At 70.6% G+C, this 12343-nt stretch carries 12 protein-coding genes and 1 pseudogene; 7 read left to right on the forward strand and 6 right to left on the reverse strand.

Annotated elements, in window-relative coordinates; genetic code table 11:
* Nucleotides 1-140 precede the first annotated feature (140 nt).
* Nucleotides 141-815 (reverse strand): TetR/AcrR family transcriptional regulator, encoded by a 675-nt coding sequence (locus ACTOWY_RS02040; protein WP_441307877.1) that lies wholly within the window; start codon nt 813-815, stop codon nt 141-143.
* Between the two features lie 4 nt (nt 816-819).
* Nucleotides 820-1419, reverse strand: coding sequence for a TetR/AcrR family transcriptional regulator (locus tag ACTOWY_RS02045; protein WP_441307878.1), 600 nt, complete (start codon nt 1417-1419; stop codon nt 820-822).
* A gap of 297 nt (nt 1420-1716) precedes the next feature.
* On the opposite strand from ACTOWY_RS02045, the gene ACTOWY_RS02050 reads away from it, so the two are divergent.
* From ACTOWY_RS02050 to ACTOWY_RS02060, 3 genes are all read left to right on the forward strand, one after another.
* Entirely contained in the window at nt 1717-2949 is a 1233-nt protein-coding gene (locus tag ACTOWY_RS02050) for a cytochrome P450 (RefSeq protein ID WP_441307879.1), read from the forward strand.
* A gap of 44 nt (nt 2950-2993) precedes the next feature.
* On the forward strand, nt 2994-3188 hold the full coding sequence (locus ACTOWY_RS02055) for a ferredoxin (RefSeq protein WP_247757736.1): 195 nt from the start codon (nt 2994-2996) through the stop codon (nt 3186-3188).
* A 223-nt stretch (nt 3189-3411) separates the two neighbouring features.
* Nucleotides 3412-4554 (forward strand): phosphatidylinositol-specific phospholipase C domain-containing protein, encoded by a 1143-nt coding sequence (locus tag ACTOWY_RS02060; RefSeq protein WP_441307880.1) that lies wholly within the window; start codon nt 3412-3414, stop codon nt 4552-4554.
* 272 nt (nt 4555-4826) lie between these two features.
* Here ACTOWY_RS02060 and ACTOWY_RS02065 read toward each other — a convergent pair whose 3' ends face one another.
* Entirely contained in the window at nt 4827-5750 is a 924-nt protein-coding gene (locus ACTOWY_RS02065; protein ID WP_441307964.1) for a proteasome assembly chaperone family protein, read from the reverse strand.
* Between the two features lie 452 nt (nt 5751-6202).
* On the opposite strand from ACTOWY_RS02065, the pseudogene ACTOWY_RS02070 reads away from it, so the two are divergent.
* The 3 genes and pseudogenes from ACTOWY_RS02070 to ACTOWY_RS02080 form a co-directional block, all read left to right on the forward strand.
* Nucleotides 6203-7015: pseudogene (locus tag ACTOWY_RS02070) on the forward strand (DUF222 domain-containing protein); the annotation flags it as partial.
* Between the two features lie 49 nt (nt 7016-7064).
* Complete coding sequence (locus tag ACTOWY_RS02075) at nt 7065-7331, forward strand: HNH endonuclease signature motif containing protein (protein WP_441307965.1); 267 nt, start codon at nt 7065-7067, stop codon at nt 7329-7331.
* Between the two features lie 230 nt (nt 7332-7561).
* Nucleotides 7562-8017, forward strand: a complete 456-nt coding sequence (locus tag ACTOWY_RS02080) for a winged helix-turn-helix transcriptional regulator (RefSeq protein WP_441307881.1) — start codon at nt 7562-7564, stop codon at nt 8015-8017.
* 255 nt (nt 8018-8272) lie between these two features.
* Here the strand turns inward: ACTOWY_RS02080 and ACTOWY_RS02085 are convergent, their stop codons facing one another.
* Nucleotides 8273-9493 carry a beta-ketoacyl-[acyl-carrier-protein] synthase family protein gene (locus tag ACTOWY_RS02085; protein WP_441307882.1) on the reverse strand — a complete coding sequence of 407 codons (1221 nt, stop codon included), beginning with the start codon at nt 9491-9493 and terminating at the stop codon, nt 8273-8275.
* A complete protein-coding gene (locus ACTOWY_RS02090; RefSeq protein ID WP_441307883.1) occupies nt 9493-10560 on the reverse strand; it encodes an epoxyqueuosine reductase in 1068 nt (355 codons plus the stop codon). Before ACTOWY_RS02090 ends, ACTOWY_RS02085 begins: the two co-directional genes overlap by 1 nt.
* Before the next feature lie 93 nt (nt 10561-10653).
* Here ACTOWY_RS02090 and ACTOWY_RS02095 point away from each other — a divergent pair, with 93 nt between their 5' ends.
* Nucleotides 10654-11637, forward strand: a complete 984-nt coding sequence (locus ACTOWY_RS02095; RefSeq protein WP_441307884.1) for a helix-turn-helix transcriptional regulator — start codon at nt 10654-10656, stop codon at nt 11635-11637.
* Nucleotides 11638-11761: 124 nt separating this feature from the next.
* Here ACTOWY_RS02095 and ACTOWY_RS02100 read toward each other — a convergent pair whose 3' ends face one another.
* The gene (locus ACTOWY_RS02100) at nt 11762-12067 is read right to left on the reverse strand and encodes a DUF3040 domain-containing protein (RefSeq protein ID WP_441307885.1); all 306 of its coding nucleotides are present in this window, start codon (nt 12065-12067) and stop codon (nt 11762-11764) included.
* Nucleotides 12068-12343 lie beyond the last annotated feature (276 nt).

Raw genomic sequence — 12343 nt, forward strand, 5'->3', positions numbered from 1 at the left:
GGTTACTCGAAAGCGCTTACAGGTTGGCGGGGTGAAGCCACATTAGGACACGATCGGGGGTCCGACAAGACTTTCACATATGCGACCAGAAGGGCGGCCTGGGGCAGCCGGAAAAGCGTCTCGCCGCCCTGTCCGGCAGGTCAGCCGCCGGTGTCGGAGGCGGCCAGTTCCACCCCGGACTCGAAGACCAGTTTGACCAGCTCGCACAGGAATTCCGGCACGCTCACCCCGCCGTAGAGCCCCCGGCTGGCCTGTGACAGCACCACCCGGCCGAACGCGCCGACCATGATGATCTGGCTGGCGATCTCGGGTGCGACCCGCAACCGGTGCCCGGCCGCCACACAGGCTTCCAGCGCCTCGACCAGGATGACCCCTATCTCCGCGCTGGGCCGCATGGTGCCGGTGTCGGCCCAGGACACGCCGACGCCCTTGGGGAAGGCCAGCAGGATCCGCTGGTGCGCGGGGTTGTTGATGGCGAAGTCCAGGTAGGCGCGCAGGATCGAGCACAGCCTGCCGAGCGGATCGCGGTCGGGCACGGAGTCGCGGCCGGCGGCCATCGCGTCGGCCATCCGCCGCAACTGGTCCTGCATCAACGCGCCGACCAGCTCGGTCAGGTCGCCGAAGTGCGGGTAGATGCTGGCCGGGGCGATCCCGGCGGCCCTGGCCACGCCGCGGATGGTCAGCGCGTCGTCGGTGTCCAGCGCGCCCAGCAGCCGCTCGGTGGCGGCCATGATCTCCTGCCGCAGCCGGTCCCCGTGCCCCCACGGGTTGCGCACCCGGCGCGGCGCCCCAGGTTGACCGGAGTTCGCCCGCACCGGTTCAGCCCCGGTGTTCCGGTAGTGGGATGTCGCCGGTGTGCAGGAGTTTCAGCGCGTCCTGGGTGATCTCCCGCAACGGGCGGACCCCGTCGCCGTCCACCCATTCCCGCAGCACGACCTCGATCAGCCCCATGGTCGCGGCCGCGGACAACGCGGCCTTCAGCCCGGCCGAGGGCCCGCCGACCCTGGTCGCGATCTCCGCGGCCAGCTCGTTGCGCCAGCGCCAGGTCTGCTCGGCCAGCCGGGCCTGCAGCGAGTCGGTGTGCCTGGCCAGCGCGTAGACCGCGCGCACCCGCTGGGCGTCCTCGGCGACCACCCGCATCAGCCGGTCCAGCACCGTGTGCAGCGCCTCGGGCAGCGGCCGGTCGGCCGGCTGGGCGCGCATGACCTCCAGGGAGTCGCTGAGGTGCTCCTCCACGAAGCCCGCGATCAGCGATTCCTTGGTCGGGAAGTAGCGGTAGAGCGTGCGGGTGCCGACCTCGGCGGCGAGCGCGACCTGCTCGATGGTGGTCGCCTCGAAGCCCTGCGCCGCGAACAGCTCCAGCGCCTTGTTGGCGATCAGTAACCGGGTGCGCTGCATCTTCAGCTCACGCAGCCCCATCGGCACACCTCCTGACCAGCCCCTCTTCGCCCGGAGGCTAACAGCACGGACCGTATTCGACGTGCATTCGACACTCGTGGCATAGTGGCAGTGTTGGCAGGATGGCAGTAACTGCCAGTTTCTGCCCGACAGCCTGCCGGAACCCGGTCACGTCCGCCGCCTGACCAGCCCGGCGACCACGCACAACCCGCCCGGAACGCCCCCACCGCCAGCCGCCGCCCCCGTCTTCAGCGCCCCACCAACCGCCGCCGCCCTCCTCCCCCAGCTGCCGCCCCACCACCGAAAGGACCCGAGGTCATGACCGAGACCGCGAACGCACCCGCCAAGGCCGCCTTCCCCGACACCCGTCCCACGGGCTGCCCGTTCGACCCCGCCGCGGAGTACCAGGAGCTGCGCGACACCGCGCCGGTGAGCCAGGTGAGCTGCCCGGTCGGCGTGGACGCGTGGCTGGTCACCCGGTACGAGGACGTGCGCAGCGTGCTGGCCGACCCGCGCCTGTCCTCCCGCGCCGCCTCGCCGTCCAACCACGTCAACACCGAGGCCGATCTGGACGCCCCGGCCGCCCCCGGCTCGATCCTGCACCACGACGGCCCTGAGCACTCCCGGCTGCGCAGGCTGCTGACCCCGGAGTTCACCGTCAAGCGCATCCAGGCGATGCGTCCCTACATCGCCGACCTGGTGGATCAGCACATCGACAGGATGCTCGAAGGCACCGAGGCCGACCTGTACCACGACTTCGGCCTGCCGATCCCGTCGCTGGTCATCTGCGAGCTGCTCGGCGTGCCCTACGCCGACCGGGAGATGTTCCAGGCGGCCAGCGGGGTGCTGCTCAAGGTCGACATCACCCAGGAACAGCGGATGGCGGCCAGCGGCCAGGTCCAGGGCTACATGGCCCAGCTGGTCATGGCCAAGATGGCCAGCCCGACCGACGAGGACCTGCTCGGCAGGCTCATCCAGCGCGCCACCGCCGGCGGCACCCCGCTGACCATCGAGGAGCTGGTCACCCTCGGCATCTCGCTGCTCATCGCCGGGCACGAGACCACCGCGAACATGATCGCGCTCAGCGCCGCCGCCCTGCTGCAGCACCCGGACCGCCTGGCCGAGCTGCGCACGGACGCCTCGATCGCGCCGGCCGCGGTCGAGGAGATGCTGCGGTACCTCTCGGTGGTGCAGTTCGGCGTGTTCCGCCGGGTGGTCGAGGACCTGCCGATCGGCGAGCAGGTGTTCAAGGAGGGCGAGTTCGTCATCGCCGCCCTGTCCTCGGGCAACCGGCAGGAGTCGGTCTTCGGCGACCCCGACGAGATCGACTTCGGCCGCAACGCCAGCGCGCACCTGACCTTCGGCTACGGCGCCCACCAGTGCCTCGGCCAGCAGCTCGCCCGGGTGGAGCTGCAGGAGGTCTTCGCCAGGCTGTACACCAGGATCCCGACGCTGCGCCTGGCGATCCCGTTCGAGAACATTGAGTTCAAGCACGACGCACTCGTGTACGGCGTGCGGTCGCTGCCGGTCACCTGGGACGCTCAGGCCTGACCGGCCGCCGACCGCGACCCACCACCGCACAACAGGAGTTGGAAATGCGCGTCAACATCGACGAAGAAGCCTGCGTAGGCGCCGGTCAGTGTGTGCTGGCCGCCGCCGAGGTGTTCGACCAGCGGGACGAGGACGGCGTGGTGGTGCTGCTCCAGGAGGAGCCGCCCGCCGAACTGGGTGACGCGGTCCGCGAGGCGGCTGTGCTGTGCCCGGCGATGGCGATCCACGTCCAGGACTGAATTCACCGGACAATCACATATCTGAACTCCCGGCCGGCGCGCGCCAATCGTGCGCCGGTCGGCGACTAATGGGGCTGGCGCAATAACCCCTCCGCTCGCCCGAATGGGAAATATCCGTGCTCAGACGGATCAATGCGCCATCCAGCGGACATCCCGCGCACACCTGCCCAGGCTAGTTTCTCCTCATCCGCCACCACCGGGTATCGGTTTGAGGAGCGCAACGATGCATCGCCCACTCGCTCGCGCGGCCACCGCAGTCGGCGCGGGCCTGCTGGTCCTGGCCGCCGCCGCAGGCGCCACCACCGGAGCCACCGCCGCCGCGACCCCGGCTGCCGCAACACCCGCCGCCGCAGCACCCACTGCCGCAACGTCCGCCGCGACAGCACCCGCCGCCGCAAGCCCTGCCTCCGGTGGCACCGCCGCCGCCACCTCCCCCCAGGCGGCGACCGCCACCGGCGCCACTTCGGTCGGCCTGCACAACGCCTACATCCAGGCGACCTTCCCTTACCTGGCCGACGCCCTGGACACCGGCGCGGGCATGCTCGAGATCGACATCTGGACGAACTTCTTCGGCACCAGGGACTTCAAGGTCAGCCACGACCCCGGCAGCAGCAACAACTGCGCCGCCGCGAACACCTATCCGGAGCTGCGCACCGGCGCCCGCAACCAGAATCTGGCCACCTGCCTGCGCAACATCCGCCTGTGGCACGAGAACAAGCCGAACCACCCGCTGGTCGTGCTCAAGCTCGAGCTGAAGAACGGCTTCGACGGCCGTGGCGGCTTCGGCGCCCAGCAACTGGACCGCGTCATCGCCGACCACCTGGGCGCCGCCAACGTCTTCGGCCCCGCCCAGCTCAAGGGCAGCCACCCCACCCTGGACGCCGCCGCCCAGGCCGGCGCGTGGCCCACCCGCGCCGCCCTGACCGGCAAGTTCCTGATCCTCGTCGAGCGCGGCACGTTCGAGGCAGCCAACCCCTTCGACCGCTACCACACCGATGTGGAGTACGCCGACCGCCTGATCAACGCCAACAGCGCGGGCGCGCTGCCGTCCACCATGGCCTTTCCCGCGATCAACGGCGCCAGCCAGTCCGACCCGCGCACCGGCGACCGCGGCGGCGACCGAGCGTCCTGGCTGGTCGCCTTCGACGGCGATGCCAGCGCCTACGCCGGCTACCCTGGCAGCTACCTCGGCGGCAAGTACCTGGTCGTCATGACCGACGCCCACCGGGTCGCCCCGGCGATCGACGGCGTGAACCCACCGGTCCCCGACGCCCAGGCCCGGGTCCGCGACCTGGCCGCCAAGGGCGCGACCATCGTCTCCAGCGACTGGCGCAACCCGGCCATCGCCTCCTACACCACCGGCTGACCAGCAGCCCAGACTGACCAGCAGCACCCAGCGGCTCCACCAGGACGACCCGGTCCACGGTGGGGCCGCTCCCCTTTCGAACCGGTCATCCCGTCGCTATTGGGCCACCCGAGGCACCGCGCACGGCGTTCAGCACTGACCGTCAACCGGATGATCACACCATCACCCGGCCCAAGGGGCAGCACGTCAACCCTGGCCACGTTCAGCCAGTCCACACCTCAACCCGGCAACGCCTGATCCAGTCGGCTGGATCGTCCGGGCGTTCTCCTGCCTCAGCTCTCGCGCGGGTCGCCGAAACCCTGCTGCTCGGCCAGGAACCGCTCGACCTCCGCGCCCAGCTCCTCGGCACTCGGCATCTCCTCGGCCGTCTCCAGCAGCAGGCTCTCCTTGCCCGCGGCCTCGGCGAACGCGTCGTACTGCCGCTCCAGCGCGCCCACCACCTGCGAGATCTCCTCCGACTCCACGACCTGCCGCTGCACCTCGGCGTCGGCCCGGCGGGCGGTCTCCCGCAACGAGTCCGCGGGAAGCACCAGCCCGGTCGCCCGCACGACGTGGTCGAGCAGGGTCATGGCGACCGCCGGATAGGTCGACTGCGCGAGGTAGTGCGGCACCTGCGCGGCGAACCCGACGGCGTCGTGACCGCTCTCGCCCAGGCGCAGTTCCAGCAACGCGCTCACGTTGCCGGGCACCTGCACCCGGTTGAAGAACGACTGGTGGTCGGAGATCAGTTCCCGGCGCGTCGCGTGGGCCACCACACCCAGCGGTCGCGTGTGCGGAACGCCCATGGGAATTCCGTGGAAACCGACCGTCAACCGGACGCCCCACCGTTCGATCAGGCCACGAACTGCCTGGGTGAAGGCTTCCCACCGCAGATCCGGCTCAGACCCTGTGAGCAAGATGAAGGGGGTGCCGATGGCGTCATGCAACAGATACACCACCAGCTCGGGTGCCGCAAAATCGGCCCACCGGTCGGTGGAGTAGGTCATCAGCGGCCGCCGCGACCGGTAATCGAGCAGGCCGTCCACGTCGAACCGCGCGATCACGCGGTGCTCGTAGGTCTCCAGCAGGTGCTCGACCAGCACCCGGCCGGCCGCACCCGCGTCCATGAACCCGTCGAAGTGGTGCAGCAGTACCGCTCCGGTCAGGTCCGGGACATCGGAGTCCACCTCGTACAGGTTCTCCGGATCCAGCACCACAGCCTCCAACTTGTCTTTCCACGCGTCCGTATCAAGAACGCCCGACTGGGTGACACCATTCCCGCCTGATCAATTTGACGAGCCAGATGATCGCACGGTTATATGCCATACATGGCACCCACCCCCGTCCTCGATCCCCTCGTCAGCGCCGGATCAACCCCCGCACGGCGCCGCCCGGCCCCGTGCTCCGCTCCGCGCGCATCCTGCCCGCTCCCACCGCTGACGCACCGAGCGCGTCTTCGAACACACCACGGGAATCCGCCGCCTGGCAGCCTTTTCTCGTTATCCACCAACACAATTCCCTGACAATCGAGTCGCGGGCCGACACTGCCGGACCCGTCATTCCCCTCCCTCCCCACTCTTAGGCTGATGCCATGTTCGAGCAGCTCGCTGTGCTCGACACACCTCAGCCCCGGTCTGTTGACGCCACGATGGGCGCCCTCTCCGCTGATATGTCCACTCTGGACGACAACGCGCTGCTCGATCGGTTGCGGAACTGCCAACGGATCAAGGCATACGTCGAGTCGGTGGAGATGCAGACCCTGGCCAGGTTCGTCGAGCACCGAACCCATGACAAATACGGAATCCACGAGTTCGCCGGGGACGAGATCGCCGCGGCACTGGGCTGGAGCCCACGTGCGGCGGCGGTCCGACTGGCCACCGCCCTCGACCTCCGCCGCCTGCCCAGAACCCTGGAAGCGTTGCGGGAAGGCCGGATCGACTACCCGAAGGCCAAGGCGATCGCCGAGGCCGTCACCCCGCTCACCGACACCCAGGCGGCCGCGGTCGAACAACGGGTGCTGCCCGACGCGGAGACCCGCGGCGTCGGCGGCATCCGTTCGATGCTGCGCCGCGCGGTCATCCGCGCCGACCCGGGCGCCGCCCGTAAGAGAGAGGAGAAAGCAGCGGAATCCCGGCAGTTGTCGCTGTGGGCGGAGGACGACGGTATGGCCGTGCTCTCCGTGAAGGCGCCGGCCCCACGCACCCAGGCCGCCTTCTGCTACGTCGACAAACTCGCCCGCACGGTCAAGGACGAGGATCGGACGCTCGACCAGACCCGCACCGACGTGGCACTGGACCTGTTGTCCGGCAAGGCGAACGGCGGTTCGGTCAGCACCGAGATCCGGGTGACCGTGCCGATCACCGCCCTGCTGGGTGATGACGACGAACCCGCCGAACTGGCCGATCACGGTCCCATCACCGCCGAGATGGCCCGCGAACTGGCCATGGACGCCAACATCAAACGGCTGCTCACCGGCCCGGACGGCTCGGTGGTCGGCTACGACGCCCCGGCGCTACAAGCCGCCGACGTGGATGACCGAGCTGGTCAAGGCGCGCAACCCGCGCTGCACCTTCCCCGGTTGTCGTCGCAAGGCCCACGGTTCGGATCTGGACCACACCATCCCGCACGAGAACGGAGGTCCCACCAGCCCGGACAATCTCGGTCCGCTGTGCCGTCACCACCACCGGCTCAAGCAGACCGCCGCCTGGCCCTGGCGGCTGCACCAGCATCCAGGTGGCCGCTTCACCTGGACCTCGCCCACCAACCGCGTTTATCACACCTCCCCGGAGCCGCGATGACCTGAACCGCGAGCCCCGCTTCGCCCGCTGCCGCGCCGCGACCCTCGGCGCCGGTCGCCGGGCAGGCGGACCGACCACCGCGTGCTCCGGCCGGCACGTGCGGGTCGCCGGGTGTCTCAGGCCGGTCTGAGGCACTGCCCTGCACCGTCCACAAAGGAAACACGAGCACAGGAGGTCCCTTCGACACGAGAGCATTGGGTGTTCAAACGGTCTCGTCTACCGTGGGTGGCATGAGCCAGCCGCGCCCGTGTTCCATCGCCGCCACGCTGGCCGTGGTCGGGGAGAAGTACTCGTTGCTGGTGCTGCGTGAGGTGTTCTACGGGGTGTGCCGGTTCGATGGCATGGTCCGGAACATCGGGGCACCGCGCGATATTCTCGCCGCCCGGCTGCGGAAGCTGGTCGATGCGGGTGTGCTGGAACGCGTTCAGTACAGCGAGCGGCCGCCGCGGTTCGAGTATCACGCCACGGAGGCGGGACTGGAGCTACGCGGAGTCCTGCACCTGTTGCGGCAGTGGGGTGATCGGCATCTGGTGGACACACCGCCCGTGATGTTCGAGCACAGCTGCGGCAAGGACCTGGAGACGGTCCCGGCCTGCCGGGCCTGCGGTGTCGAACCGGCTGTCGGCGAACTACGCGCGAGGTTCGCCAGTCCGGAATGGACGCCACAGGGCCGGGTGGCCGACTGACCGCCCTCCTGGTCCGGGCGACTCACCCAGTCCGCCCATCACGTCCGGACTCGAACCACTCCGGCAGGCGGGGTCCGATCCCCCGCATGTCCGGCATCCGCGCCAATCCTGGCGACGCTCCGGCCCGCCCGGCCGAGGCTCGCGCCCGGCCTGGTTCGCCTCAGACGTGGCCAGCCAGTCCGGACTGGACTGGCTGGCACACCCTGACGAAGGTCCGCACCCCGACTCCTGCCCTGACCCTGGCCAGGTGGCCGGTCAGGCCTTCTTGAAGACCAGCGCGGTGTTGTGGCCGCCGAAGCCGAAGGAGTTCGACAGGGCGGCGTTGATGGGCAGGTTGACCGGGGTGTCCCTGGTGACCTGGATCTGGAGGTCGTCCTCCGGGTTCTCCAGGTTGCGGGTCGGTGGGGCCACGTCGTGATGGATGGCCAGGACCGTGAAGACCGCTTCCAGCGCGCCGGCGGCGCCCAGGAGGTGGCCGGTCATGGACTTGGTCGCCGAGACCAGTGGCTGGTGGCCGAAGACGTCGTAAATGGCCTTGGCCTCCAGCATGTCGCCGCCCGGGGTTCCGGTGGAGTGGGCGTTGACGTGCTGGATGTCGGCGGCGGACAGGCTCGCTTCCTTCAGCGCCGTGGTCATGGCCCTGATCTGGCCATCGCCCTGGGGGTGCAGGCCGACCATGTCGTAGGCGTCGGAGGTGATGCTGGCGCCGGCGAAGGTCGCGTAGGGCGTGCGGCCGCGAGCGGCGGCCAGGTCGGCGCGTTCGATGATCAGGACGGCGGCGCCTTCGCCGAGGACGAAGCCGTCGCGGCCCTTGTCATACGGTCGGGAGGCGCGGTGTGGTTCGTCGTTGCGGGTGGACATGGCCTGGGCCTGGGCGAAGCCGGCCATGGTCACCGAGCGGACGCAGGCCTCGGTGCCGCCGGTGATCACGATGTCGGCGCGGCCGAGCCGGATCAGGTCCAGCGCGTGGGCGAGGGCCTCGGCTCCGGTGGCGCAGGCGCTGGCTGGGCAGATGGCGCCGGCGCGGGCGTCCAGGTCGATGCTGACCGTGGCGGCCGCGCTGTTGGGCATGATCATCTGGACCATGCGCGGGGACACCCGGCGGTAGCCGCGGCCGAGGAGGGCGTCGTAGTTGTCCAGCAGGGTGCCGACGCCGCCGATGCCGGTGCCCAGCACGACCGCGACGCGGTTCGGGTCGACCGCGCCCTTCTCCAGGCCGGCGTCGGCCCATGCCTCGCGGGCGGCGACCAGCGCTGCCTGGGCGGACCGGTCCAGTCGGCGGGCCTGCACGCGGTCGAGCCGGCCGGCCGGGTCGACCGCCATCCGGGCGGCGAGCCGGGCGGGCAGTTCCCGCGCCCAGTCCTCGGTGAGCGTCTCGACCCCGGACCGGCCGGCCAGCAGCGCGGACCAGGTGTCGGCCGTGGTGCCGCCCAGGGGGCTCAACGCGCCGAGCCCGGTGATCACAACCTCGGTCATCAACCGTCCTTCTTCTCCTGCCGCGGCCGGGTGACGGGCAGTCCGTTGCTGACTTCCTTCACCGGCTTGTGCGGGAACCGACGTCGGGCATAGTCCCCGGCCGGCGAGCCGGGGGTGACGTAGAGCGTCTCCACCTTGTCCCGCAAGGGCTTCAGCACGGTGTCCATGAAGTCCTTCCGGTCGCGGAGGTAGGGCTCGAGTACATCCTCCCCTGCTGGGCAAACCGCCAGGCAGTAGGCCGCCTTGTAGTTGGGCTTGAAGGCCAGGCTCTGCCACATCGAGGCGCTCTCGGCGGTGGTGACCCGCTCGCGGTACTCCGCCGCGTCCGCACTCTCCGCGATCGTCTCCACCCAGTCGGTGAAGCCGCCCATGAACTCGCGGTAGTTGTGGGTGGCGCAGGCGCGGAAGTCGAACTCCCCGTTCTTGCCGATTGCCCCGATCGGGCAAGCCGCGACGCAGAGCTTGCACTCCAGGCAGGGGTTGTAGTCCAGCTTCGCGCCGTAGGCGCTGACCTCGGCGTCGACCAACACGGTGGCCAGCAGCACGAAGTTGCCGAACCTGGGGTGGATGACGTTGCGGTGAATGCCCATCGCGCCAAGGCCCGCGGCCACCGCGACCGGTTTGTGCGCGATCACCCAGATCCGGCCGGGGTAGTTCTCCATCTCCATCGGGAAGGTGGCGGAGGGGTTCAGCGCGCGGTGGCCCGCGTCCTCCAGCGCGCGGACGATGCTGCGCGCGGCCTCGTTGATGATCTCGCCGGTGCGGTGGAACTCCTGGTTGGCGACACTGCGCGCCGGCGAGCGGACGTTGTCCCGGTTCATCCGCGCCACCAGCGAGATCAGGCTGCGGGTGCCGGGCAGCGCGTGCAGCACGGGCTCGCGTTCACCGGCCAGGTCCGGGTGGTCCAGCGGCACCACGCCCATGTCGTCGGCACCCGCCGCCAGGCACAGCTCGCGCAGCCAGTCCGCGTCGATCACCCGGGGCGCACGGGGGCCGGCCGCGGCCTGCCTGGCACGGACCGCGCGCACCGAGGGGTGGTCCGCGAGGCGGGCCGGAAGTCCTGCCATGACACGCTCCCGAGGTCAGCTGGAAAATCAAACTCACCATGTCATCGAGTGAGTTTGAAATCAAGACCTACCGGTTCGCGGCAGAATGAGGCGGTGAAGGAGACCTCGGCGCGACTGCTCCGGCTGCTGACCCTGCTACAGCTGCGCCGCGAGTGGTCCGGCGCCGAACTGGCCGACCGGCTGGGTGTCACCGGCCGCACGGTGCGGCGGGACATCGACAAGCTGCGGGACCTGGACTACCCGGTCGAGTCGACCAAGGGCGTCACCGGTGGTTACCGGCTGGGCGCGGGTGCGGACCTGCCGCCGTTGCTGCTCGACGACGAGGAGGCGGTGGCGGTGGCGATCGGGCTGCGCACCGCGACCAACGGCAGTGTCGAGGGCATCGGCGAGGCGTCGTTGCGGGCGCTGGTGAAACTGGAGCAGGTGCTGCCCTCACGACTGCGGCACCGGGTGGCGGCGTTGCAGATCTCGACCGTGCCGAGCCGTTCGTCCATGCCCACGGTCGCCGCGGACACCCTGACCGCGATCGCCGCGGCCTGCCGCGATCACCAGCGGCTGCGGTTCGACTATCGCGACCACGACGGCACCGAGAGCCTGCGCGAGGCCGAACCGCACCGCCTGGTGAGCTGGGGCCGCCGTTGGTACCTGGTGGCCTGGGACGTGGCCAGGTCGGACTGGCGGACCTTCCGGGTGGACCGGCTGCGGCCCAGGACGCCGACCGGTCCCCGGTTCAGTCCGCGGGAGCTGCCGACGGATGACGCGGGCGCGTTCGTGGCCGAGCGGGTGGCCCGGCTGTGGCAGTACCAGTCGAAGGTCCGGCTGCCGGTGCCGGCGGACGCGCCGGAGGCGCAGAACTTCGCCGGGATCGGGCGGGTGGAGCCGGAGGGGCCGGAGAGCTGCCTGCTGCACGTGGGCGCGTCCGATGTGCGGTCGCTGGCGTGGATGCTGGGGTCGATGGAGATCGAGTTCGAGGTGGTGGACGCGCCGGAGCTGGCGGCGAACCTGGTGGCGATGGCCGAGCGGTTGCAGCGGGCGGTGCCGGCGGCGGCGCGGGGCAAGGCTCGGTTGGCGGAGTAGGTCTGGGGCCGGGAGGCTGGTCTGGCCAGGAGGCTGGCCTCGTCGGGAGGCTGGCCTGGCCGGTGCAGGGGCCGGGCCGGGCCGGGCCGGGCCGGGCCGGGAAGTCTGCCGGGGCGGAGAGTCGCTAGCTCAGGCGGCGCCACTGGGGGCGGGTGGTCCAGTGGTGGGCGCGGCGGACTCGTTCGCGGTAGGCGATGACCGCCCAGCCCAGGCCGAACAGGCCGGCGAAGGTGAGTAGCAGGGACAGGGTTGCCAGGGCGATCAGGAAGGTGGTGGCGGCGAGCAGGCCCGCGGCCACCACGGGCCAGCGGCGGTCGTCGCGGGGCGGGGTCGGGTGGCCGGTGCGCAGGCCCTCGGCGAACTCGGGGTCGTTGGCCTGTAAATGATCGGCCAGTTCCTCCAGGCGGCGGCGATCACCCTGGCTCAGCATGGCGGTCCTCCCGCGAATGCATCCGGTTTCCGCCGCGTGGGGCGGGCGCTGGGACGTCAGCGCAGGTATCGGGTGCCCGGCTGGGGCGGGGTCAAACCCGGTGGCGCGGCTGGGACGGCGGGTCGCGGCGGCTGGGATCAAGGGCGGCGGCAAGGGCGGCCGCGCTGGGAGTCCGGGGGCGGCGGCGATTGGGTCAGTGGAGCGGTAGGGGCGGCCGCACAGGGAATCCGGGGGCGGCCGCGATTGGGATCAATGGCGCGGCGAGGGCGGCCGCAC

This window comes from Crossiella sp. CA198, assembly GCF_052078295.1.
GTDB lineage: Bacteria > Actinomycetota > Actinomycetes > Mycobacteriales > Pseudonocardiaceae > Crossiella.